Here is a 23,133-nt window from a genome sequence, read left to right as displayed (position 1 = left end):
AATGGAACCCACGCCCCCGTAGCTCAGCAGGATAGAGCAGCCCTCTCCTAAAGGGCAGGTCGCTGGTTCGAATCCAGTCGAGGGCACTCCATCAGACGCGGCCCCATGGTCAGTCGCGACCGCGCCGCCACAGCTTCGACGGCCACCAGATCACGCGACCCAGGTCGTACGCGAGCGCCGGCACGAGCAGTGAGCGCACGACGAACGTGTCGAGCAGCACGCCGAAAGCGACGATGAAGGCCAGCTGCACGAGGAACAGGATCGGGATCACCGACAGTGCGGCGAACGTCGCCGCGAGCACGAGTCCTGCCGAGGTGATCACTCCGCCGGTGATGGAGAGCCCGCGCAGCACGCCCTCGCGGGTGCCGTGCTCGAGAGACTCCTCGCGCACTCTGGTCATCAGGAAGATGTTGTAGTCGATGCCCAGTGCCACGAGGAAGACGAAGCCGTACAGCGGCACGGCGGGATCGGCACCGGGGAAGTCGAACACCCCGTTGAACATGAGTGCCGAGACGCCCATCGCGGTGCCGAACGACAGGACGGTCGTCGCGATCAGCAGCACGGGGGCGAGGATCGAGCGCAGCAGCAGCATCAGGATCAGCATGATCACGACCAGGATCACCGGGATGATGAGGTTGCGGTCGTGGATCGACGCATCGTTCGTGTCGATCGCCGTCGCGGTGACCCCGCCGACGACGGCATCGATGTCGTCGAGCTCCGCGCGGAGGTCACGGACGGTCTGTGCTGCGGCGTCGGAGTCCGCGGCATCGGTGAGTGTTCCCTGCAGCAGGACCTCACCGTCGACGACGGTGGGCTCGGGGGCCGGAGTGCCGGGAGGGCCGAACGCCGAGATGCCGTCTTCGGTCACCGGGGCCGAGCCGCTGGGCGAATCGGATGCTGTCACGGCGACGCCGTCGATGCCGTCGTCTGCGAGGAGCACATCGGCGGCATCCTGCAACCGGTCCTCCTGCACGACGACGTACACCGGGCTTCCGGATCCGCCGGGGAAGTGCTCGCCGAGCGCGACCTGGCCGTCGCGAGCCTCGGATGCGCCGAGCACGAGGTCGGACTGCGGCACGCCCGAGGCGTTGAGCTGCAGCACTCCCGACGCTCCGGCGATCAGTACGAGCGTGGTGGCGATCCAGATGACCCGCGGACGCCTGGTGATGAGGCCGGCGAGACGTGCCCAGAGCCCGGTCGTGCGCATGCCGTGCTCCTCGGCCACGACCTCGGGCTCGAACTTCGGACGGCGCGGCCAGAACACGGCGCGCCCGAAGAGCAGCAGCAGCGCGGGGAGCAGCGTCAACGCGGCGAGCATGGCGAAGACGATGCCGATCGCAGCGACCGGTCCCAGCGTGCTGTTCGACTTCAGGTCGCTGAGCAGCAGGCAGAGCAGACCGGCGATGACGGTGCCGCCCGAGGCCACGATCGGCTCGAACGAGCCCTTCCAGGCGGCGAGCACGGCGGTTCCCTTGTCGCGCGCGACGCGGAGCTCCTCTCGGAACCGCGCGACGAAGAGCAGGGCGTAGTCGGTGGCGGCTCCGATCACCAGGATGAAGAGGATGCCCTGGGTCTGCCCGCTGAGCAGCAGCACCTCGAACTTCGCGAGCCACCACACGACGAGCAGTGCCACGCAGAGTGCGAAGAGGCTCGTCGACAGCACCACGAGGGGCAGCAGGAACGATCGGTACACGAGCACGAGGATGATCAGCACGGCGAGAAGGGCCACTCCGAGCAGGAGCCCGTCGATGCCCGCGAACCCGGCCACGAGGTCGGCACTGAATCCGGCGGGGCCGGTGATGTACACGGTGACCCCGTCGGGTGCCGCATCGCGCAGTTCGTCGCCCAGCGCGGCGACGGCGTCGGCGAGCTCGGCGTCGCCGTCGATCGGGATGAAGGCCTGCACGGCCTGACCGTCGTCGGAGGTGAGCGCCGGGGAGACGTCGTCGCTCACGCCCTCGACCGAGGGCGCACCGGCCACGGCATCCGTGATGGTCTGGATGTCGCTCTCGGAGAGGTCGCCGTCGGCGACGAACACCGCGATGGCGGGGATCGTGTCGCTGTCGCGGAACTCGCCGAGAAGCTTCTGCACCTGCGTCGCGTCAGCCGATTCGGGCAGATAGCTGGTCTGGTCGTTCGAGGAGACCTCATCGATCTTGCCGAACAGCGGTCCGCCGAGACCTGCGCCGACCAGCCACACGAGGATCAGGGCGACCGGAAGGAACACACGCACCCACGAGTGTCGACGGGTGCGCTCACGGGTCGGCGGGGTCGACGGGGTCGTCGAGCGGTCAGGGCGGGACATCGGGTTCCTCTCGGGAGGGGGATCAGGAGGGGGGAGACGGGCGCTCGGACCGGAGAGTCAGGAGACCCAGGCGAGGATCAGGATCATCGTGGCGAGGAAGCCCGCGAAGTAGTTGAGCGCGATGAAGCGGCGCCACGCACGGTTCGTTCCCGCCGACGTCTCGTCGGTGACGTTCCACCACGGCGCGGCATTCACGAGGTACGGCAGCGCGAGGACGGCGCCGAGGGGAGCCGGCCACGACGTGAAGAGCATCGCGATGCCTGCCGCGGCCCACAGCGCGATCGCGAGACGCACCGTCGCGCGAGCACCGATCACCGTGGCGATCGAGCCGATGCCGCCTTCGCGGTCGGGGCCGATGTCCTGCACCGCGCCGAAGGCGTGTGCGGCCATCCCCCAGAGGAAGAAGGCGACCAGCACGATCACCGCGGTGGGGGTGACCGCTCCATCGGCGAGAGTCAGGCCCACGATCGCGGGCGTCACGAAGTGCAGGCTCGACGTGGTCGAGTCGAGGAACGGGCGCTCCTTGAAACGGAGTCCCGGAGCCGAATAGGCGATCACCGCGAACACGCTGATCGCGAGCCAGAGCCAGGACGCGGGGTTGCCGACGACGACGAGGTAGACGAGGAACGGGACGTTCGTCACCACCGCCGACCACAGGGTCGCTCGATGGATGCGCGGTGAGAGCAGCGCTCCCTCGATACCGCCCTTGCGAGGGTTGGCGAGGTCGGAGGCGTAGTCGAACACGTCGTTGATGCCGTACATCGCGAGGTTGTAGGGCACGAGGAAGTACAGGGTCCCGAGGATAAGGGTGAGATCGATCTCGCGCGTGGCGAGCAGGTAGGCCGCGGCGAAGGGGAACGCGGTGTTGATCCAGCTGATGGGGCGTGAGGAGAGCACGATCTGCGCGAGATCGCTCCGCGCCGTCGTCTTCGATGCGTTCATGCGCGATCCTCCCCGCCTGTGCTGCCGATCCGGGACCGTCGACGGGCCCGCAACGCCGCCCATACCGCGGGGAGCATGATCGCGCCCGCGATCGGATAGGCGAAGTCCTCGAGGGGGGCCAGGCCGATGTGGATGCCGAGCAGGTGTCCGGGCGAGTAGTGGAAAAGCCCGGTCGCGATCATCAGCGTGTCGAACACCGCGGTGAGGACCACCAGCACGGTGACGGTGATGCCGACGCCGGCCAGGCTCGCGCGGCGTCGTCCGGCGACAAGCGAGGCGATGACCGCGATGACGACAGCGCCACCGAGGAACCAGGCCGAGAGGGCGACGTAGGTCATGCCGTCTTCTCGGTTCCTCGGCGCAGACGCAGCCGTGCGACGATGCGCGTGGCTCCGGTGTACCCGACCATGGTGCAGACGACCAGGAACAGCAGGAAGATCGGCTCTTCGATCGGCAGCTCCGGAGCGAGCAGGATGCCTGTCGCGACGAGGGCCTCTCCCCGGAAGAAGATGCCGCCGGCGATGCCCGCGATGTCCCAGAGCAGGAAGAACGCCAGACCGATGACGGTCACGATGGATGCCGAGAGGGCATCCCGCCAGAAGAACAGGCGGAAGCGCCAGTCGAGCAGGAGCATGCAGCCGAGAGTGGCGAGGAGGATCGCCAGGTATACGACCCCCATCATGAGGCCTGAGTGGGGGTGGTGATCGTGGACTCGGCGACCGGGCCGCTCGAGTGGTCGCCGCGGATGCGCTTCAGCACGATCTCGGCGCTGATGAGGCACATCGGCACCCCGACCCCCGGCGCGGTCGTGCCTCCCGCGTAGTAGAGCCCCTCGACGCGCCGCGATGCGTTCTGCGCCCGGAACATCGCGCTCTGCGACAGGATGTGCGCAGGACCGAGCATCCCTCCGCGCCACGAGTTGTAGTCGTCGCGGAAGTCGGCGGGACCCTTGGTCTCGCGCACCACGATCCGCTCGCGAAGGTCGTCTATGCCCGCCCATTGCGAGATGAGGTCGATCGCGGCATCCGCAGCCGCCTCGACGGCCGGAGAGCCGGTGCCGTCCGAACCGCCGCCACCCAGATCGGTGTCGGCCGGGATCGGAACGAGCACGAAGAGGTTCTCGTGGTCGGGCGGAGCGACGGTCTCGTCGGTCGCGCTCGGGCGGCACACGTAGGTGGATGCCGGGGAGGGGATCGCCGGGTGGTCGCCGAAGATGGCGTCGAAATTGGCATCCCAGTCGTCGGTGAAGAACAGGGAGTGGTGCGGCAGCTCGGGGAGCGCACCGCGCACGCCGAGCATGACCAGCACGGCTCCGGGGCCGCTCGTGCGGCGCTCCCACCAGCTCTCCGGGTAGGTGCGCAGCTCGGGCGGCAGCAGACGGGTCTCGGTGTGGTGCAGGTCGGCGCCGGAGACGACGATGTCGGCATCCTCGCGGTGCAGGATGCCGTCGGCATCCCGCCATTCGATGCCGGATGCGACACGGCCGCCGCGGGAGTCGCGCGTGCGGATCGCCGTCACGTCAGCCTCGGTGACGATCGTGACTCCCGCTGCTCGAGCGAGATCCGCGATCCGCTCGACGACGCGCCAGAAGCCACCCTGGGGGTAGCTGACGCCCTCGTCGAGGTCGAGCGCGCTCATCAGGTGGTACATCGCCGGAGCGCTGCGCGGATCGGTGCCGAGGAACACGGCGGGGTAGCCGAGGATCTGTCGCAGCACCGGATCGCGGAAGCGCGTGGCGGCGAAGGACTGCAGGCGTGTGCCCAGCAGTGAGAGGAGGCGGGGGAGTGCGCGCAGCACCTCGGGACTCGTCAGGGTGCGAAGGCGCGTGAACGGGTTGTACAGGAAGTACTTCTCGGCCATCGTGCGCGCCTCGTGCGCGGAATCGAGGTAGGCGTCGAGAGCTCGGGTCGATCCCGGCTCGCGCGACTCGAACAGCTCGGTCACGGCTGCTCGGCCACTGGGTACCGTGACGGCCGCGGGCGGAGTCCCGTCCGCCCCAGGCTCCCGGAAGACCCGATAGCCCGGGTCGAGGAGCGTGAGGTCGAGCTGTTCCGCGGTCGTCGTGCCCATCATCGTGAAGAAGTGATCGAAGACCTCGGGCATCAGGTACCACGACGGACCGGAGTCGAAGCGGAACCCGTCGCGTTCGATGGTTCCGGCTCGTCCGCCGACGCGGGCGTTCTTCTCATACACGGTCACGTCGTGTCCGTCTCGGGCGAGCAGACCGGCCACGGCGAGGCCGGCGACGCCTGCCCCGATCACGGCGACGCGGCTCATCGGTCACGCTCCACAGCGGTGACGACGACGGCGCGCGCGGCGAGCAGAGCCTTGAGCGGATCGGGAACCCGCACCCGTCGTCGGTACAGCTCGTTCGCGGGAGTTCGCGCCACCCGGCGGTTCAGCGCCTCGAAGAGGGCGAGTGCGCTGCGCACCGCGGCGCGCGCGTCTTTCGGGAGCAGAGGGATCGAGAGCCGCGCGTCGTCGAGCTGCGCGTCGATCCTGCGCACCCACTCGTCGCGATCCGCGTCGCTGATCCGACCCGATTCGGCCAGGTAACCGCGCTGCAGGCGGTCGGTGTCGTCTGCGAGATCACGCAGGAAGTTCACGTTCTGGAAGGCGGCGCCCAACTTTCGGGCGCCGTGCACGAGTGTGGCGTGCTCGTCATCGGTGCGGATCGCTCCGCGCAGGAACACACGCAGGCACATGAGTCCGACCACCTCCGCCGAGCCGTACACGTAGCGCTCATGCGCCTGGGCATCGAACGCGGCGAAGTCGGTGGCGCTCGTGATGTCGGCGCTCATCGAGTCGAAGAACGGCTGCGTGAGATCTTCGCCGATGCCGCATTCGCGGGCTGTGCGGGCGAATGCGTGCAGCACGAGGTCGGTGCTGTACCCCGTGCGCATGGAACGATGCGTCTCGGCGACGTACGACGCGAGCGCCTCCGTCTGCGCCGAGATGTCGAGGCCCGCCTGCGCCGCGACGCCGTCGACGATCTCGTCGGCGATCCGCACCATCGCGTAGATGTTGCGCACGTGCTGACGGTGGCGCCCGCCGAGCAGTCGCGTCGCCAGACCGAACGATGTCGAGTACGTGCGGATGACGTCGGTCGACGCCGTGTCGGCGGCGCGGCTGAAGCGGCCGAGGCTGTCGCCTCCGGCCGGCGCGGCAGCGGCGCTCACGACTGCCGTCCGTCGAGGCGGTCGGTGATCGCGCTGATGGTGCGGGCGGCGTCCGCGCTGATCTCGCCGCTGCTCTCGGCCTCGGCCAGCAGCGTGCTGACGGCCTCGCGCTGGTCGGCGATGAGGGCGGTCACGAAGCTCTCCGCACCGCACTCGCGGAGCGCGTCGCGGATCTCGGTCGCCTCGTGCATCGTGAGGTCGGCCGAGCCGAAGGTGCGCTCGATGCGCGGCCATGCCGAGGTCGAACGGGCGTAGGCGATGATCGCGGTCTCTTTTCCCTCGCGCAGGTCTGAGAAGGCATCCTTGCCATGCATCCTGTGGTCTCCGAACACGCACAGCAGGTCGTCCTGCAGCTGATAGGCCAGTCCGAGGTGGCGGCCCACCAGATGCAGCGCGTCTTCGGCGGCGCACGACGAGCCGGCCAGCATCGCGCCGGCGCGCAACGGGAGTGAGAAGGAGTAGGTGGCCGTCTTGTACACGCTCATGTTGAGCACCGTGTGCAGGTCGGGTGCCACGATCCCGTGACTCAGGGCGACGTCGGTGTGCTCCCCGGCCACGGTCTCGAGGATCGTCTGCTCCACGAGGTCGAGAAGCCGAGTGCGCGTCTCGTATGGAAGATCGACGCGGGCGAACCCCATCACGGAGGCCGTCAGCAGCAGGTCTCCCATGAGGATCGCACTGGAGCGAGCCCAGTGCAGAGAGGCCTCTTCGCTCGCGCCCGGGTTTCCCGACGCGAGAGCGCCGATCAGATTCGGGCGCTTGCGGCGGGTCAGGTCGCCGTCGATCACGTCGTCGTGCAGCAGGAAGGCATAGTGCAAGAGCTCGATGTGCGTCGCGACGTCGATCGCTGCCGTCGTCTGATCGACGCCCGATTCGGGGGACAGCGAGCGGTGGATGTCGAGCAGCAGTCGGGGGCGCACGAGCTTGCCGCCGAGCGCGTGATCGGCGGCGGCCCTCCAGAGCGACGCGAACTCGCTGCCATAGGCCTGAGCGGTGTCGCTGTGCACGGTGAAGCGGCGTCGGAGCATCTCCTCGACCTGGGTGCCCATGTCCTCATGGATCGCGGTGGAGGTCATGGTCAGACCGCCCCGTGCGCGCGCAACTGTGGAAGCTGCTCGACCAGCCAGGGACTGAAGGCGAAGGGGGCCGCCGCGACCGCGTCGGCGAACTCGGCGGGATCGACCCACGCCCATTCGGAGACCTCGTCGGGATCGGGTACGAGGGCGCCGTCGATGCGCGCGATGTGCACGGGGCAGATCTCGTTCTCGACGATCCCGCTCGCGTCGACAGCGCGGTAACGGTAGTCGGCGAGAACCATGGTCACGTCGGTGACGGTGAGGCCGAGTTCCTCCTGTGCACGGCGGTGCACGGCATCCGTCATGCTCTCGCCGGGTCGCGGGTGTCCGCAGAAGCTGTTCGTCCAGACACCCGGCCAGGTGCGCTTGCGCAACGCGCGGCGGGTGACGAGGATTCGGCCGTTCTCGTCGAGGACATGGCACGAGAAGGCGAGGTGCAGGGGAGTCTGCGTCGTGTGCACCTCGTCCTTCGGGAACACGCCGATCGCGTCTCCGTCTTCGGACAGGAGGATGACCTCATCCAACGGGGGAACCTCCAAGATTTCGCTAGCTTAGCTAATTATCAACATAACATGAATCCAATCGTGTGTAGCATGATCCCATGAACAACAGATCTGACGCCAGCCCCCGGGGGAGCGGCTCGTCGGATGTGATCTCTCCTGAGGGGCAGATGTCACCTGACGGGCTTGCACACTCGGCGATCTACGATGTCGAATCGAGTGACCCTCGAAGTGTGCTGATCGACCGCTCGGGTGTGGGCCCCGAAGATCTTCAGCAGATCGCCGTCCTCATGGGAGCGCTCGGAGACCTTCGCGACGCCGAGCAGAAGCTGTCGCTGGCCTCACGCCGCTACATGCGCCTGAACGAGACCGACATGCGGGCGCTGCACTACCTGATCGTCTCCGACAACCGGGGAATGGTGGCGACCCCGGGCGGAATCGCCGCGCACCTCGGCATCTCGACGGCATCGACGACGAAGCTTCTCGATCGGCTCGAGAAGGGGGCGCACATCCGTCGTGCCCCGCACCCGACCGATCGTCGCGCGCTCGCGATCACGATCACACCGGAGACCAGGCAGGCGGCGATGGACACCGTCGGCAAGCAGCAGGCGAAGAGGTTCTACTCGGCCGCGCGACTCACACCGGCCGAGCGCGACGTCGTCATCCGATTCCTCTCGGACATGGCAGATGAGATCGCGCTGAAGGACGAGGCCTGGGCGCAGGCCGATGCGGTGCTCTCAGACTGACCCCGCTCACTCGACGAAGCCCTCGGACCTGTTCGGTCCGAGGGCTTCGTCGATGCAGTGCGTGGCTCAGTGGGCGGCGTTGTACGCCTCGACCACGGGCGCGGGAATGCGGCCCCGCTCGGACAGCGTGTATCCGTTGTCGTTCGCCCAGGCGCGGATCGCCGCGACCTCGGGGTTGCGGCCGGGCCGCTTGCGAGAAGAGGTCGCGGACCGGGCGGCTCCGGACGTACCCGCTCGACGCCCCGCCGAGATGTACGGCTCGAGAGCCGAACGCAATTCCTCGGCGTGCTCGGCGTTGAGATCGATTTCGTAGGAGGTGCCGTTCAGCGAGAAATGAACGGTCTCGCCCTCGCCGACCTCGAGAACGCTGCCGTCGATGTCGTCAACCAGCTGGTGCACAATTCGTCTTGCCATAGCGATGACAATACAGCGCGAATGCGAATATCAGAAGCGGATCCACGGGTGATATTCCGACTGTCACGTCGAAATGCACCCGCAGGCAGAATTCATCGTCAGGGAAGGATGCCCGCGCGGCGCGCTTTCGTCACCGCAGCGTGGCGCGTCGAGGCGTCGAGTTTCGACATCGCGGTGCCGAGATACGCCTTGACCGTGCCTTCGCGGAGCCCGAGCTGCGCGGCGATCTCGCCGTTCGTCGCGCCGAGTGCCGCGCATGCCAGAACATCGGTTTCGCGACGGGAGAGGTGGATCGTGGGAACCGGCCCCGTCGTCGGGGGTGCCGGCGCGTCGCCGGCGAGCAGGACGAGACGCTGCTCGACCTGCGCGATGCGCGCGCGGATGTCGACGTCGTCGACCGAGGCGGCGATGCTGCGGAGCTCGGCGAAGCTCTCGCGCAGCTCCTCCCGCTGGCGGGGTGCGACTGACTCGGTGGCGGGTCCGGCTCCCCGCAGCCGCCGATCGACCTCGTCGCGGATGCGCAGTTCGTCAGCCACGGACTGGGCGATCTGCATGGCGGGCGCCGTGGTGACTCCACCGACCGGCGTCCTGTCCCAGGCTCCGGCGTAGAGGACGCCGCGGGGGCGTCCGGCCACGATGATCGGAAGAGCCAGCAGGGTGTTCAATCCTTCACCGAGCACGAAGACGTCGTAGTCGTGCGTGATCTGTCGCGAGGAGCCGTAGTCGTTCGTCATGCGCGGGCGCAGCTCCATCATCGCGCGCCCGCCGAGTCCGCGCTCGGGACGCACACGCAATCCGTCGAGGCTGCGCGTCCGGTTGCCCACGATGCTCGTGACGCTGACCACACCCTCATCGATCAGCCCGCCGAACGCCACGGGGAAGCGGGTTCGCTGAGAGAGCTCGCGCACGGCTCTGGCGACGAGCTCGGTCTCGGATTCCATCCCGGTCGCTGTGCTCACGACGACTACCTACTTTCGGGGGTGACGGCACCGTTCCCCGTTTCGTAGCGTCGACCCTACCACTCGTGCGGCCCGCCCGCGCGAGCCGTGAACCATGTGGCAAGGAGGCCCCATGACCGACCATTCACCTGCCGATTCGGCGGACGGAATCGACTACATCGCCGTCGAGGAATCCGAACGTTTCCGCACGCTCAAGCGCACGCAAAGATCATTCATCTTCCCGCTCGCCGCGTTCTTCCTGATCTGGTACTTCGTGTACGTGCTGCTCGGGGCGTTCGCGACAGATTTCATGGCGCAGCGGGTCTGGGGCGACATCACCGTCGGACTGCTGCTGGGTCTGGGGCAATTCGTCACGACATTCGCCATCACGATGGGATATGTCGCCTTCGCGAATCGCAAGCTCGATCCGATAGCGACCGAGATCCGTGAAGAACTCGAGAAGGCGCAGGGGCACGCATGAACGTCTTCTCCGCCACCGGCGAGACCCTCGCGGTCGAGAGCAATCCCGTTCTCAACATCTCGATCTTCGTCGCATTCGTCGCGGTGACATTGTTCATCGTCATCCGCGCGAGCCGGAACAACAAGACCGCGGCCGACTACTATGCGGCGGGTCGGTCGTTCACGGGGCCGCAGAACGGTTTTGCGATCGCCGGCGACTATCTGTCGGCGGCATCGTTCCTCGGTATCTGCGGGGCGATCGCGATCAACGGCTACGACGGATTCCTCTACTCGATCGGATTCCTGGTCGCCTGGCTGGTGGCGCTCCTGCTCGTCGCCGAGCTGATGCGCAACACCGGCAAGTTCACGATGGCCGACGTGCTGTCCTTCCGCCTGAAGCAGCGCCCGGTGCGGATGGCGGCCGCCATCACCACGCTCGCGGTCTGCTTCTTCTATCTGCTCGCCCAGATGGCCGGTGCCGGCGGGCTCGTCTCACTGCTCCTCGGCATCGACGGGCGGGTCGGACAGTCGATCGTCATCGCGGTCGTGGGTGTGCTCATGATCGTCTACGTGCTGATCGGTGGCATGAAGGGCACCACCTGGGTGCAGATCGTCAAGGCATTCCTGCTCATCGGCGGTGCCATCGCGATGACCGTGTGGGTTCTCGCGATCCACGGGTTCAACCTCAACACCCTGCTCGAGGCGGCGGTGGCGAACTCCGACAAGGGAGACGCGATCCTCGCCCCCGGTCTGCAATACGGCGCCAACCCGTGGGACTTCCTGTCTCTGGGCATGGCACTGGTGCTCGGCACCGCCGGTCTTCCGCACGTGCTGATGCGGTTCTACACGGTACCGACGGCCAAGGAGGCGCGTCGGTCGGTGGTGTGGGCGATCTGGCTGATCGGCGGGTTCTACCTGCTGACGCTCGTGCTCGGCTACGGCGCCGGCGCACTCGTGGGCGCCGACGTCATCGCGGCCGCACCGGGCGGTCCGAACTCGGCGGCTCCGCTCCTCGCCCTGTACCTCGGCGGCCCCGTGCTGCTCGGGTTCATCTCGGCGGTGGCGTTCGCCACGATCCTCGCCGTGGTGGCGGGACTCACGATCACGGCCGCGGCCTCGTTCGCGCATGACATCTATGCCAACGTGATCCAGAAGGGCAAGAAGGATGCCGCGGGCAACCCGGTCGAGCCCGACCCGAACGGCGAGGTGCGTGTCGCCCGTCGCACCGTGATCGTGATCGGGATCCTCGCGATCGTCGGAGGAATCGGCGCACAGGGGCAGAACATCGCCTTCCTCGTCGCGCTGGCCTTCGCCGTCGCGGCGTCCGCGAACCTGCCGACGATCCTGTACTCGCTGTTCTGGCGCCGCTTCACCACGCGCGGCGCCGTGTGGAGCATGTACGGCGGTCTCGGGGCGGCGATCATCCTGATCGTCCTGTCGCCGGTGTTCTCCGGATCGCCCACGTCGATGATCCCCGGGATCGACATCGTGCTGTGGCCGATGAACAACCCGGGCATCGTGTCGATACCCATCGGGTTCTTCCTCGGCTGGCTCGGCACGATCACGAGCCGGACGAAGGAATCGCCGACGCTGGCCGCCGAGATGGAGGTCCGTTCGCTCACCGGCTTCGGTGCCGAGAAGGCGGTCGATCACTGACGGATGCCGCAGCGGTGTCAGCTCTCACCGAACAGCGTGGACCCCGGCGGCCTACTCGCCGGGGTCCACGCTGTGCGACGTCGCCGCGCCTCGAGATCAGCGCCGCGCCTCGAGATCCAGCAGGAAGGTCTTGCGCTCGGGATGCGCTCCGTACTGGCCGGCGGACCCGTCGGAGCGCACGACACGGTGCACCGGCACGATGATCGAGAACGGAGTGAGGCGGCATGCGGTGCCCACGGCACGAGCTGCGCCGGGGTGCCCGGCGAGTGCGGCGACCTCGCCGTAGCTGAGGGTCTCTCCCCAGGCGATCGAGCAGATCGTCTGCAGAGCCGTGCGCGAGAATCCCTCGGCCAGCCGCCAGTCGAGATCGATCTGCTCATGGAAGGCCACCGGCGTTCCGTCGAAGTAGTCGTCGAGGAGGAGGGTGAGCTCGGCCGCTGCGCCGGGGTCGGGCTCGGGGATCGCGCCGAGTCGGCGCGAGATGTTCTCGAGCAGCCAGGGGACCGACGGATCGGCGGACTCCGAGAGGTCGAAGCGCACGATCCCCACGTCAGAGAACACGGCCAGGGCGTCTCCGAACGGAGTGGGGGCGAAGTCGTAGCGGAACGTCATGCGTCCATCCTGACGTGCGCGGTCCGACCGACGGCGTCGTGGGGACGGGGATGGGGGACAGGGGATCATCCGCATCCGCCTGTGGAGGAGTGGTGTCGACGCGCGCGGGCGGGGCTCGAACCGGCGGAAATCCGGTGAAACCCGCCCGGGATACCGCCGCGGCGACGCGTCGCGCTTAGTGTGTGAGGGTGTGGCGACGTGATGGCAAGCCTGCGGAAGCAGCGAACGATGCCCCGGTGAACCTGGGCGATCTGCACGTGACCCCGGCGCACATCGAGGTCGCGCACGCCGCCGAGGCTGAGCGCACCCGGCTGCGCGCGGAAGCCGCCGATCTCGGCGGAGCGTCCCCTCTCGTCACGTTCCGCGACACGATCGAATCCGGCATCGACATCTCGAAGGCCCACCCGGGCAGCCTGCCGCAGTTCATCACCGGCAAGTCGACCCTGCTCTCCAACCTCTTCCGCGATGAGGTCGGTCTGCGCACGGCACGGCTCGCGGCCGAGCGGATCACCGCAAAGAACACCGAGCTGCGCACGGTGCGCGGCATCGAGGCCGTCCACCTCGCGGTCGGCCTTGCGGGATGGCGTATCGGCGGAGCCGAGTTCTCGGCCCCCGTGCTGCTGCGACCGCTCGCCATCCGCCGGCACCACACCGACTTCGAGCTCAAGCTGCACGGTGTCTTCGAGATGAACCCCGAACTGGTGCGCGTCGCTCGCGAGCATTTCGGGATCACGATCGATGCCGCGGCGCTCGCCTCGCTCGCGTATGACGGCGGTGTGTTCAAGCCGCAGCCCGTGATCGACAGTCTGCGTGCGACGACCCGCGCGATCGACACGTTCACCGTGCTGCCCCGCCTCGTCGTCTCGACCTTCGCCGACGTGGGCGGCGCCATGTCGCGCGACGGCGGCAACCTCGACCACGTCGTGCTGAACGCGCTGGCCGGGCACGTCGGCGACCGTGAACAGGTCTCGGCACGTCGTCCGGCTCCGCATCATGTCGGACCCGACGACCGTGCACCGGCATCCGACAACCTGCTCCTCGATGCCGACGCCGAGCAGGAAGCCGTGCTCGCACGTATCGCCGCCGGGCAATCACTCACGGTCGCCACCCTGCCGGGCACGGGCGGCACCCAGACGGTCATCAACGCCGTGGGCGAGCTGGTGCGCGCGGGCAAGCGTGTGCTCGTCGTCTCCGCCCGACGCTCGACTCTCGACGGCGTGCGGCACCGGCTCGCGGGCATCGGCCTCGATGGGCTGGCCATCTCGAGCCAGAGCGTGCGCCGCGACCTGGTGCGGGCGATCGGTCGCAACGAGAAGGCGACCGCGCCGAAGGTCAGCGACGTCGACGACGCACTGGTGCGCCTGCGCAGCGTGCTCATCGACTACCGCCGGGCGCTCACCGCCCCCGTCGCGGGCACCGGATCCTCGGTGCTCGACGCCACGCGCCACCTCACCCGGCTCGCGTCGCTCCCGACTCCGCCGTCGACGACCGCCCGACTGTCGATCGACACCCTGCGCCGCCTGGCGAACGACCGCTCAGCAGCGGCCGACACACTCTCGCACGCGGCTCGACTGGGGGAGTTCCGGTTCGGCCCCGACGACTCGCCCTGGTACGGCGTCACCTTCACGACCACCGAGGCCGCCCGCTCGGCGCATCAGCTCGCCGGGCGTCTGCACGCCGACAGTGTGCCGGCGCTGCTCGAGCGCGGCTATGCGCTGATCGCGCAGACGCACATGCGACCGTTCGCCACGATCGATGAGCTCGGCGAGTACCTGCGGTTGCTCCAGGGCATCCGCGATTCGCTCGACCGCTTCAGCCCCACCGTGTTCGAACGTCCCCTGGGCGAGCTCATCCAAGCCCACGGGTCGCGCCGGGACTCGCCGGGCATGTCCAGCGCCAACCGCCGCCGACTGCGCCGACTGGCCAAGGAGTACGTGCGACCCGGCGTGCACGTCACCGAGATGCACGACTCGCTCCTGCGCATCCAGACGCAGCGCACCCAGTGGCAGCGCTGCGTCGACGCGGGCGTCGCACCGGAGATCCCGCTGGGTCTCGCCGACGTCTACACCGCGTGGCAGCGTGTCGTGGCAGAGCTGTCCGAGCTCGACGCGGCGCTCGGTCGCCGCGAACCGCTCTCGTCTCTTCCCGTCGCGCGACTCGTGCGCATCCTCGCCGGGCTCGCCGCGAAGTCCGATGTCTTCGACAACCTCGTCGAGCGCGCCGAGCTGCGTGACCGGCTCGCCGATCTCGGACTCGAGCCCCTGCTCACCGAGCTGTCGGTGCGCCACGTGTCCGAGGCGCAGGTCGGCGAGGAGCTCGAGTTCGCCTGGTGGCAGTCTCTGCTCGAGCGTGCTCTGCAGGACGATCGGGCGCTGCTCGGTGCGAACACCGCGGTCGTCGACCGGCTCGAACGCGACTTCCGCCTCGTCGACGAGGCCCATGCGGCGATGGCCGGGCCTCTGCTCGCATGGCAGCTGGCGAATCAGTGGAAGATCGCGATCGTCGACGAGCCCCAGGAATCGCAGCACCTGCGCAAGGCTCTCACGCAGAAGACCACGACGACCGCTGAGATCGTGAGCGCGGCTCCGACCCTCGTCGGCGTGCTGGCGCCGGTGTGGATCTCGTCGCCGTATCTCGTGCCCGAGATCCCCGACTCGGTGGAGTTCGACACCGTGCTGCTGGTGGATTCCGCCGCGATCAACCTGGCCGAGGCGACGCCGGCGATCCGCCGCGCCCGCCAGGTCGTGGCGTTCGGCGACCCTGTCACGCAGCGGCCGACGGCCTTCGACCTCGCCGTGGGCACCGACCCCGAGTGGGAGCCCGAGGTGCCGTTCGACGAGGTGTCGGTGTTCGAGCGGCTCTCCGAGCTGCTGCCGGTCATGACTCTCACGCGCAGCTATCGTGCGGGCGGCGAAGACCTCGCCGAGCTGATCAACGACGCCTTCTACGGCGGAGAGATCGTCTCGCTCCCGTGGGCGGGCTCGTATCTCGGCCGGGGCAGCCTGACCGTCGACTACGTCGAGGGAGGCACCGGTGCGCCCGATCCGGTCTCCGGGGCCGTCGAGAGCCCGGATGCCGAGGTGGCCCGTGTCGTGACGCTCGTCGTCGAGCACGCGGTGCACAGGCCGAGCGAGTCCCTCATGGTGGTCACCGCCAGCCGTCGTCACGCCGAGCGTGTGCGCGCGGCCGTGACCTCGGCCTTCGCAGGGCGGTCGGACGTGGCCGACTTCGTCGGCCGCGACACCGCAGAGCCGCTCGCGGTGCTGACCCTCGAGGAGTCGGTCGCCGAGAGCCGGGATCGCGTGATCTTCTCGCTCGGCTACGGGCTCACGAAGCACGGTCGCGTGCTCAGCGACTTCGGTGACCTCTCCTCCTCCGACGGAGAGCGCCTGCTCACCGTCGGCATGACCCGTGCGCGCCGCTCGATGGTCATGGTCTCGTCGATCAGGCCCTCGTCGTTCGACGACGGACGGCTCGAGTTCGGTGCCGCCACGCTGATGTCGATCCTCGGCGGTCTGGCCGCTCGCGGTCGCGAGGCGCGGCTCGAAGACCTCGCCGACCCGCTGACGCTGGCCCTGGCCCGCGAACTGCGTCGCCTCGGCGCCGCGGTCGACGTCGACTACCGCGGACTGCTGCCGCTCGTCGCCCAGCACGCGGGCAAGGCGGTCGTGATCGAGTCGGACCCCGAGTCCCGGGGAGATTCGCTGCGTGAGACGCTGCGTCTGCGGCCGAACGTGCTCCGCCGTCTGGGCTGGCACTACGTGCGGGTGCACGCGTTCGACCTCTACAGCGACCCTGCGACCGTCGCCTCGCGCATCGCTGAAGTGCTCGGCATCTCGGCATCCACGGTGCGGGCCGACAACGACACCGAGCCGCTCGACCTCAGCGATCCTCAGGATGACTGACGACACCGAGCCTTCGGCGCCGCGTCAGGAAGTGGTGCGGGTGGCGGGTTCTCGCCGCGCGCGCCTGACGCCCGTTCCGGGCACCGACCCCTCGCCGGAGCATGCGGCGGGGAAGAAGCCTGCGGCATCCGGTCCGCGCGGGGCGAAAGGGCCGAATGACGACCGCCTGATGCAGGACGTTCCGCCGCACTACTGATGGGCGGCGGCCGCTCGCATCGGCCGAGACACGCAGAACCGCCCGAGACCCGCAGAATCCCGGGGATTCGATGCGGATCTCGAGCGGTCGACCGGATCTCAGCGGATGCCGGATGCCGGATGTCGGATGCCGGTGCGACGACTCAGCGTCAGTCGCGCGGCGTCTGCTGCCTGGCGAGCAGGTCGCGGATCTCGATGAGCAGCTCGGTCTCGGTGGCTGCGGCCGGCTCTTCGGCGGGTTCTTCGGCCGCGGTGCCCTTGCGTGCTTCGACGTGCGCCTTGAAGGTGTTCATCGGCAGGACGAAGACGAAGTAGACCACGGCGGCCACGGCGAGGAAGCTGATGATCGCCGAGATGAGGTCGCCGAGGGGGAACGTCACCTCGTTGCCGTAGATGTTCGTGACGGTCGGGCCGAAGTTGCCGGCAGCATCCGCCTCGAAGAACAGGGAGACGAGCGGGTTGATGAGGCTGTTCACGACTGCGGTGACGATGGCCGTGAACGCGGTACCGATGACGACCGCGACAGCCAGGTCGATGACATTGCCGCGGAGGAGGAATTCCTTGAAACCTTTGAACATGTGAGTCTCCGTGTTGTTCGGTGCGTCAGGACGAAGCGGAGGTCGCAGCGGGCGCGGGCTTCGCGCTCGTCGTCGACTCTGACTTCGATGATGCCGGGGTCGAGGACGAACCCGCGGAGCCCGCCCGCGAGTCGGTGCGATAGAAACCGGAGCCGTTGAAGGTGACGCCGATCGAGCCGTACTGCTTGCGCAGCTCGCCGCCGCACTCGGGGCAGACGGTCAGCGCGTCGTCGGCGAAACTCTGCACGGCGTCGAAGGCGTGGCCGCAGGCGCGGCAGGCATAGGCATAGGTGGGCATTGCGATCCTCGTCGGGTCAGCGCCGGGTCGGCGACAGGAGAAGGGTCTGCGTGGGGGTCACGACGCCGGTCACCGGCTGATCGTGCACTTCCCTCGGCAGGAGGTCGAGTACCTCGGAATCATAGATGACCGCATACACCGGCGGGCACTTCTCCATCGATCCGATGGTCTTGTCGAAGTAGCCGCGGCCCCAGCCCATGCGCATTCCGCCGCGATCGACGGCGGCTGCCGGGATGATCATGAGGTCGACGTCGTTCACGGCGATCGGTCCGAGCAGCTCGCCGGTCGGCTCGGGGAGGCCGAAGAGGCCCTCGGCGATCTCGTCGTCGTCGGTCGCGACGGCCCAGTCGAGCAGCCCGTCCGCGCGGGTGACCGGAAGCAGCACGCGGATGCCGCGGCGCACCGCCGCGCGCACGAAGTCCCGCGTGCCCGGTTCCGTGGTCGTCGACAGGAAGCACGAGATCGATCGGGCGCCGAGGGAGTCTACGAGGTCGTCGAGTCGGCCGGTGAGAGCGCTGTCGAGGGCGTCGCGCTGCGATTCGCTCAGCAGCTGTCGTCTCTCGCGGAGTTCGGCGCGCAGTGCGCGCTTCTCGTGCTCGACGTCGTTCGCCATGCCTCCGAGTCTACGGCGGCTCCACGGGTAGGCTGTCGGAATGGGTCATCAGAAGATCAAAGCCGTCATTCCTGCCGCAGGACTGGGAACGCGGTTCCTGCCTGCGACGAAGGCGATGCCGAAAGAGATGCTGCCTGTCGTCGACAAGCCGGCCATCCAGTACGTCGTCGAAGAGGCGGCGGATGCCGGCATCGATGACATCCTCGTCATCATCGGGCGCAACAAGAACGCCATCTCGAACCACTTCGACTCGGTGCCCGAGCTCGAGGTCAAGCTCACCGAGAAGGGCGACATGGGTCGCCTCGAGCACGTCATGAAGTCGAGCGACCTGGCCGACATCCACTTCGTCCGTCAGGGGGAGCCCAAGGGGCTCGGACACGCGGTGCTGCGTGCCCGCACCCACGTGGGTGACAGTTCCTTCGCCGTGCTTCTCGGCGACGACCTCATCGATGCGCGCGACCCGCTGCTCACCGAGATGATCGCCGAGCACGAGCGCACCGGCGCGGCCGTGATCGCGCTCATGGAGGTCGACCCCGCCAGCATCCACATGTACGGCGCCGCAGCTGTCGAGACGATCGACGGCTCGGATGCCGTCACGGTCACCGGCCTCGTCGAGAAGCCCCCCGTCGAAGACGCTCCGTCGAACCTCGCCGTGATCGGCCGCTACGTGCTTCCCGCTTCGATCTTCGAGGTGCTCGAGCACACGGAGCCGGGCAAGGGCGGCGAGATCCAGCTGACCGACGCGCTGCAGGTCCTCGCGACCGACCCCGACGGTCCCGGCGTCGTGGGCGTGGTGTTCCGCGGGCGCCGCTACGACACGGGTGACCGTGTCGACTACATCAAGGCGATCGTGCAGCTGGCCTCGGACCGCGACGACCTCGGTCCTGAGCTGCGTCCGTGGCTCAAGGAGTTCGCAGAACGCCTCTAGGCGTCTCGGCTGCGGGAGCGCGCAGGATGGAACTGGCGACGGGGATGCGGCATGGACCGATCGAGCTTCGTCTCGTGCGCCCGCGCGACGCGAGGTCGCTGCAGCACGAGTTGCTGTCGAACAGGTCATGGCTGCAACCGTGGGAGGCGACCGTCCCGTATGGAGCGGTGTCCTTCGACATGCGCCTCAGCATCCGACGACTGCTGCAGCAGTATCGCGACGGTGCGGGATATCCGTTCGTCATGGAGTACGAGGGCGAGATCGCCGGGCAGCTCAACGTGTGGGGAGTCGCGCGAGGCTCGCTGTGCTCGGCGACGATCGGCTACTGGGTGAGCGAGCGGTTCGCGGGTAAGGGGATCACGCCGACCGCGGTCGCGCTCGCCACGGACGCCTGCTTCACCGAGTATGCGCTGCACCGCATGGAGATCTGCATCCGCCCGGAGAACGCGGCGAGCCTGCGCATCGTGCAGAAGCTCGGCTTCCGCTACGAAGGGCTGAGGCGCCGGTACATCCACATCGACGGCGACTGGCGCGACCACTATGCATTCGCGCTGACGCGTGAGGATGTGCCGCAGGGTGTGCTGGCGCGATGGGTGAGCGGGCAGGTGCCCCCGGATGCCGCGACCATCCCCCCTGCGGATCGCATGATCATCTGATCGCCGTCGCGCGCAGAACTCATCGCGACACGCGCTCGCGCAGAGCATCGTCGTCGCCGCTGTTCCCGTACCGTGGGGAGCATGGACGGGCCGGTGCTGAGCGGGGGAGTGATCGTGCTCGTCGCCGTGCTCCTGTGGATGCTCTATCTGCTGCCCTCGTGGCGCGGACGCTTCCAGTACGACGCCGCCGAACGCAACGCCGTGCGCCTCAATCAGGCGCTCCGCGTGCTCGCCGAGACGAGCGAGACGCCCGATGAGGTGCGCCTCGAACTGAATGCGCGCACAGCGCTCGCCCAGCAGAAGCTCGCGAAGCGCGTGCAGTCGGAACGAGAGTCCGCCGAGCTCGAGAAGCTCCGTCAGGAACTCGCCGCGACGCGGGCCGATCCGGTGATCCGCCAGGCTCGTGCGCGCCGACGCGTGCGGGTCGCTGCGACCTCGCTTCTGCTGGTCGGCCTCGCCGTCGCCGGGCTCGGGGTGTGGCAGCTGATCGTCGTGCAGACGCAACTTCTGATCTGGCTCGGTGGCGCGCTCGCGATCGGTGCGACCGTGGTGCTGCAGCGCATGGCGTCGGTCGCCTCGCGCGCCGCGCGACGGCCCGCTCAGGTCGTCGCGGCGCCCGCTCCGCGTGTGGCGCCCGCGCTGCACGATCAGGGTCCCGCGACCTGGACTCCGCGTCCGCTTCCCGAGCCGTTGGTGTCGGTCGCCGGTTCACGGGCGCAGGCCGCCCGCGCCGAGATCGAGGCCCAGGAGGAGCGTCGCAAGGTCGCTCGTCTCGCCGCGCTCCGCGAGCGCGCCGAGCAGATGGCTCCCGCCCCACCCGTGCAGCTTCCCGCAGCCTCGTCGCCGTACGCCCGCATGGGGTTCGTCGACGATGCCGAGATCGAAGCGCACGTGCGCGACCTGCTCGCCAAGCGGGCCGCCGGGTGACGCAGACACCTCGTCGACCGTGATAACGTAGACGAGGTTCACGGGCCTATGGCGCAGTTGGTAGCGCGCCTCGTTCGCATCGAGGAGGTCAGGGGTTCGAATCCCCTTAGGTCCACACCGTGAAGAAGGCCCCGGGCTCACGCCCGGGGCCTTTCTCATTCTCCGTCGCCGCCTAGAGAACGGCAGGGATGAAGATCTCGACGCGACGGTTCAGCTGGCGGCCGGCCGGATTGTCGACGCCGTCGATCTCGTTCGCAGCGACCGGGCGGCTCTCTCCGAAGCCCTCGGCGGTGAGGGCAGTCGTCACACCACGCTCCTGAAGCCCGTCCACCACGGACTCGGCTCGCTGCTCGGACAGCACCTGATTCTCGGCATCCGATCCGACGGCGTCGGTGTGGCCGCTGACCTGCGCCTCGGCGACGTCGAGGGTCGTGAAGACCTCGGCCACCGCGTCGAGGGTGGCGGCGGCATCGGGGCGGATGTCGCTGCGATCGAAGTCGAACAGCACTCCGTCTTCGAAGGTGAGAGTCGTGCCGCACGAGGCCACCGGGGCGAGCGTGCCGAGAGGCGGGAAGACGCCGAGTTCGGGCACGGGAGGCAGAGGATCGGCGTCGATCATCTCATCGTCGACGAGCGCCGTGCCATCGCCGAAGTTCTGGATGGTGATGGTGTCGCTCGTGTAGTTGCCGGATCCGTCGCCGAAGTTCTGGATCGTGACATCGCCGTCGGTGTAGTTGCCGGATCCGTCGCCGAAGTTCTGTATGGTCACCGTGCCCGCTGTGTAGTTGCCGGATCCGTCCCCGAAGATCTGCACGGTGCGGGAGGCGTCCGTGTAGTTGCCGGATCCGTCGCCGAAGTTCTGTATCGTCACCGCGCCGTCGCTGTAGTTGCCGGACCCGTCGCCGAAGTTCTGGATGGTGACTCCGTTGATCGTGGAGTTCCCCGATCCGTCGCCGAAGTTCTGCACCGAGCCGTCGGGCCCCGTGAACGTGCCCGATCCGTCGCCGTACAGGTACGCGGTGCCGTTGCCGGAGATCACGCCGCCGCCCGCGTCGCAGTGCGCGGGGGAGGCGGTGACGCCGGGGATGTCGGACAGCGCGTCGTTGACCTCGATCGTGAAGGCCGAGGCCGAGGTGTCGAGCAGAGCGAGATCGGGGAGCACGAAGAGCGGTACCGGAGGGAACTGTCCCGCGTCGTACCCCGCCACCGTGGCGGCTGAGGGAGTCGGCGTGGGTGTCGCTGACGGGGTCGGGACCGCTGTGTCGGCAGCGGACACGGGCGGCTCCGGCGCGCAGCCGGCGAGGGTGGCGGTGAGAAGGATGCCGAGCGCTGTTCCGGCGGCAAGGGAGCGGCGACGGCCGCGCGATGTCACGATCTGGGGCGAGTGCATGCTCACAGAGTAGCGATCGGTCAGCGCGCCACTCGCGACTCGAGGACGGCGGCGGTCTCGCGCACGGCATCCGCGAGCACCTGCTCGTTGAGCTCGGACCCCGCCCACGTGACCGCGACGGCCGCCACCGGCCAGCCCGTGTGATCGCGCACGGCGGCGCCGACCGACCGCAGGCCGTCGGCGACCTCGCTGTCTTCCGTCGCGTAGCCGCGCGCGCGTACCTCTCGCAGCACCTCGCGGAGCGCGCTCGGCGTGCGCGGACCCAGGCCCGTGCGGTCGGGGAACGCTGAAGCGCTGGGGTAGAGGGCGCGCACCTGCTCACGGGGGAGCGACGCGAGCATCGCCCGACCCGAGGCGGTGAGGTGCGCGGGCAGCCGCACTCCGACGTCCGTGACCAGCGCGGGGCGCCGCGGCGCACGCTCCTCGACGATGTAGAGCACGTCGCCGCCGCTCATGACCGCGAGGTGGGCGCTCTCGCCGAGACGATCGGAGAGCGCAGCGATCAGCGGTCTGCCGAGTCGGGCGAGCGGCTGCTGGCGGGAGTAGCCGCCCGCGAGCTCGAACGCCGAGGTGCCGAGCCCCCACCGGCGATCCTCGCGCAGGTGCATCACGAACCCGTGGGCAGCAAGGGTCGTGAGCAGGTGGTAGACGGTCGAGCGGGGGAGGGCGAGCTCGCGGGCGATCGCCGACGCGGCGACGGGTGCCGGTCGGCCGGCCAGATAGCGGAGGATGCGCAGGGTCTGATCTGCCGCGGGAACCTGCGGTTCGCCGGAGTGCGCTGAGCCGACCGCTTTGTCTGGGATCACAGACACAGCA

The 23,133-nt window shown here is 68.6% G+C and carries 24 protein-coding genes and 2 tRNA genes; 10 read left to right on the top strand and 16 right to left on the bottom strand.

Annotation, left to right across the window (positions count from 1 at the left end):
• Positions 1–12: 12 nt before the first annotated feature.
• Positions 13–86: transfer RNA gene (locus IXW21_RS07780), tRNA-Arg, on the top strand.
• A 23-nt stretch (positions 87–109) separates the two neighbouring features.
• Here the strand turns inward: IXW21_RS07780 and IXW21_RS07775 are convergent.
• From IXW21_RS07775 to idi, 8 genes are read right to left on the bottom strand one after another with little or no spacing between them, the layout of a single operon-like run.
• Positions 110–2,305 carry an MMPL family transporter gene (locus IXW21_RS07775; protein WP_194763686.1) on the bottom strand — a complete coding sequence of 732 codons (2,196 nt, stop codon included), beginning with the start codon at positions 2,303–2,305 and terminating at the stop codon, positions 110–112.
• Between the two features lie 57 nt (positions 2,306–2,362).
• The gene (locus IXW21_RS07770) at positions 2,363–3,247 is read right to left on the bottom strand and encodes a prenyltransferase (RefSeq protein ID WP_194763685.1); all 885 of its coding nucleotides are present in this window, start codon (positions 3,245–3,247) and stop codon (positions 2,363–2,365) included.
• Positions 3,244–3,585: a lycopene cyclase domain-containing protein gene (locus IXW21_RS07765; protein ID WP_194763684.1), complete on the bottom strand. Its 342-nt coding sequence runs from the start codon at positions 3,583–3,585 to the stop codon at positions 3,244–3,246. The genes IXW21_RS07770 and IXW21_RS07765 overlap by 4 nt, the downstream gene beginning before the upstream one ends.
• Positions 3,582–3,926, bottom strand: a complete 345-nt coding sequence (locus IXW21_RS07760) for a lycopene cyclase domain-containing protein (RefSeq protein ID WP_194763789.1) — start codon at positions 3,924–3,926, stop codon at positions 3,582–3,584. Before IXW21_RS07760 ends, IXW21_RS07765 begins: the two co-directional genes overlap by 4 nt.
• On the bottom strand, positions 3,926–5,524 hold the full coding sequence (crtI, locus tag IXW21_RS07755; protein WP_194763683.1) for a phytoene desaturase family protein: 1,599 nt from the start codon (positions 5,522–5,524) through the stop codon (positions 3,926–3,928). The genes IXW21_RS07760 and crtI overlap by 1 nt, the downstream gene beginning before the upstream one ends.
• Positions 5,521–6,426: a phytoene/squalene synthase family protein gene (locus IXW21_RS07750; RefSeq protein ID WP_194763682.1), complete on the bottom strand. Its 906-nt coding sequence runs from the start codon at positions 6,424–6,426 to the stop codon at positions 5,521–5,523. The genes crtI and IXW21_RS07750 overlap by 4 nt, the downstream gene beginning before the upstream one ends.
• Positions 6,423–7,502 carry a polyprenyl synthetase family protein gene (locus IXW21_RS07745; protein WP_194763681.1) on the bottom strand — a complete coding sequence of 360 codons (1,080 nt, stop codon included), beginning with the start codon at positions 7,500–7,502 and terminating at the stop codon, positions 6,423–6,425. Before IXW21_RS07745 ends, IXW21_RS07750 begins: the two co-directional genes overlap by 4 nt.
• A 2-nt stretch (positions 7,503–7,504) precedes the next feature.
• Positions 7,505–8,026 carry an isopentenyl-diphosphate Delta-isomerase gene (gene idi, locus IXW21_RS07740; protein WP_194763680.1) on the bottom strand — a complete coding sequence of 174 codons (522 nt, stop codon included), beginning with the start codon at positions 8,024–8,026 and terminating at the stop codon, positions 7,505–7,507.
• Positions 8,027–8,172: 146 nt separating this feature from the next.
• Here idi and IXW21_RS07735 point away from each other — a divergent pair, with 146 nt between their 5' ends.
• A complete protein-coding gene (locus IXW21_RS07735; RefSeq protein ID WP_194763788.1) occupies positions 8,173–8,748 on the top strand; it encodes a MarR family winged helix-turn-helix transcriptional regulator in 576 nt (191 codons plus the stop codon).
• A gap of 66 nt (positions 8,749–8,814) precedes the next feature.
• Here IXW21_RS07735 and IXW21_RS07730 read toward each other — a convergent pair whose 3' ends face one another.
• Both IXW21_RS07730 and IXW21_RS07725 read right to left on the bottom strand, forming a co-directional pair.
• Positions 8,815–9,162, bottom strand: a complete 348-nt coding sequence (locus IXW21_RS07730) for a histone-like nucleoid-structuring protein Lsr2 (RefSeq protein ID WP_194763679.1) — start codon at positions 9,160–9,162, stop codon at positions 8,815–8,817.
• A 98-nt stretch (positions 9,163–9,260) separates the two neighbouring features.
• A complete protein-coding gene (locus IXW21_RS07725) occupies positions 9,261–10,121 on the bottom strand; it encodes a LuxR C-terminal-related transcriptional regulator (RefSeq protein WP_416361091.1) in 861 nt (286 codons plus the stop codon).
• Positions 10,122–10,233: 112 nt separating this feature from the next.
• On the opposite strand from IXW21_RS07725, the gene IXW21_RS07720 reads away from it, so the two are divergent.
• Positions 10,234–10,581, top strand: a complete 348-nt coding sequence (locus IXW21_RS07720) for a DUF485 domain-containing protein (RefSeq protein ID WP_194763678.1) — start codon at positions 10,234–10,236, stop codon at positions 10,579–10,581.
• A complete protein-coding gene (locus IXW21_RS07715; RefSeq protein ID WP_194763677.1) occupies positions 10,578–12,215 on the top strand; it encodes a cation acetate symporter in 1,638 nt (545 codons plus the stop codon). The genes IXW21_RS07720 and IXW21_RS07715 overlap by 4 nt, the downstream gene beginning before the upstream one ends.
• A 96-nt stretch (positions 12,216–12,311) precedes the next feature.
• On the opposite strand, the gene IXW21_RS07710 is transcribed toward IXW21_RS07715, so the two are convergent.
• Positions 12,312–12,827 (bottom strand): methylated-DNA--[protein]-cysteine S-methyltransferase, encoded by a 516-nt coding sequence (locus IXW21_RS07710; RefSeq protein ID WP_194763676.1) that lies wholly within the window; start codon positions 12,825–12,827, stop codon positions 12,312–12,314.
• Positions 12,828–13,015: 188 nt separating this feature from the next.
• Between IXW21_RS07710 and IXW21_RS07705 the strand changes: the two genes are divergently transcribed.
• Entirely contained in the window at positions 13,016–16,732 is a 3,717-nt protein-coding gene (locus IXW21_RS07705; protein ID WP_416361090.1) for an AAA family ATPase, read from the top strand.
• Positions 16,725–16,928 (top strand): hypothetical protein, encoded by a 204-nt coding sequence (locus tag IXW21_RS07700; RefSeq protein ID WP_194763675.1) that lies wholly within the window; start codon positions 16,725–16,727, stop codon positions 16,926–16,928. The genes IXW21_RS07705 and IXW21_RS07700 overlap by 8 nt, the downstream gene beginning before the upstream one ends.
• 148 nt (positions 16,929–17,076) lie before the next feature.
• Here IXW21_RS07700 and mscL read toward each other — a convergent pair whose 3' ends face one another.
• Genes mscL through IXW21_RS07685 form a run of 3 tightly spaced genes read right to left on the bottom strand, consistent with a single transcriptional unit; the run spans position 17,077 to position 18,416 of the window.
• Positions 17,077–17,505 carry a large conductance mechanosensitive channel protein MscL gene (gene mscL / locus IXW21_RS07695; RefSeq protein ID WP_194763674.1) on the bottom strand — a complete coding sequence of 143 codons (429 nt, stop codon included), beginning with the start codon at positions 17,503–17,505 and terminating at the stop codon, positions 17,077–17,079.
• Positions 17,506–17,530: 25 nt separating this feature from the next.
• Positions 17,531–17,803, bottom strand: a complete 273-nt coding sequence (locus tag IXW21_RS07690; RefSeq protein ID WP_194763673.1) for an FmdB family zinc ribbon protein — start codon at positions 17,801–17,803, stop codon at positions 17,531–17,533.
• A gap of 16 nt (positions 17,804–17,819) precedes the next feature.
• On the bottom strand, positions 17,820–18,416 hold the full coding sequence (locus IXW21_RS07685; RefSeq protein WP_194763672.1) for a 5-formyltetrahydrofolate cyclo-ligase: 597 nt from the start codon (positions 18,414–18,416) through the stop codon (positions 17,820–17,822).
• 40 nt (positions 18,417–18,456) lie between these two features.
• On the opposite strand from IXW21_RS07685, the gene galU reads away from it, so the two are divergent.
• From galU to IXW21_RS07665, 4 genes are all read left to right on the top strand, one after another.
• Entirely contained in the window at positions 18,457–19,344 is an 888-nt protein-coding gene (galU, locus tag IXW21_RS07680) for a UTP--glucose-1-phosphate uridylyltransferase GalU (RefSeq protein ID WP_194763671.1), read from the top strand.
• 44 nt (positions 19,345–19,388) lie between these two features.
• Positions 19,389–20,000: a GNAT family N-acetyltransferase gene (locus IXW21_RS07675; protein ID WP_194763785.1), complete on the top strand. Its 612-nt coding sequence runs from the start codon at positions 19,389–19,391 to the stop codon at positions 19,998–20,000.
• Positions 20,001–20,081: 81 nt separating this feature from the next.
• Positions 20,082–20,927 (top strand): hypothetical protein, encoded by an 846-nt coding sequence (locus tag IXW21_RS07670; protein ID WP_194763670.1) that lies wholly within the window; start codon positions 20,082–20,084, stop codon positions 20,925–20,927.
• Positions 20,928–20,969: 42 nt separating this feature from the next.
• Positions 20,970–21,042 (top strand) — tRNA-Ala (locus IXW21_RS07665).
• Positions 21,043–21,099: 57 nt separating this feature from the next.
• Here IXW21_RS07665 and IXW21_RS07660 read toward each other — a convergent pair.
• Both IXW21_RS07660 and IXW21_RS07655 read right to left on the bottom strand, forming a co-directional pair.
• Entirely contained in the window at positions 21,100–22,317 is a 1,218-nt protein-coding gene (locus IXW21_RS07660) for an OmpA family protein (protein WP_194763669.1), read from the bottom strand.
• A gap of 20 nt (positions 22,318–22,337) precedes the next feature.
• Complete coding sequence (locus tag IXW21_RS07655; protein WP_323742191.1) at positions 22,338–23,129, bottom strand: IclR family transcriptional regulator; 792 nt, start codon at positions 23,127–23,129, stop codon at positions 22,338–22,340.
• Positions 23,130–23,133: the final 4 nt, after the last annotated feature.

Origin of the sequence: Microbacterium sp. UFMG61, from assembly GCF_015354505.1 — a bacterium.
Taxonomy (GTDB): Bacteria; Actinomycetota; Actinomycetes; order Actinomycetales; family Microbacteriaceae; genus Microbacterium.
Note: the sequence above shows the minus strand (reverse complement) of the source record. Positions and strands in the feature narration are given on the sequence as shown.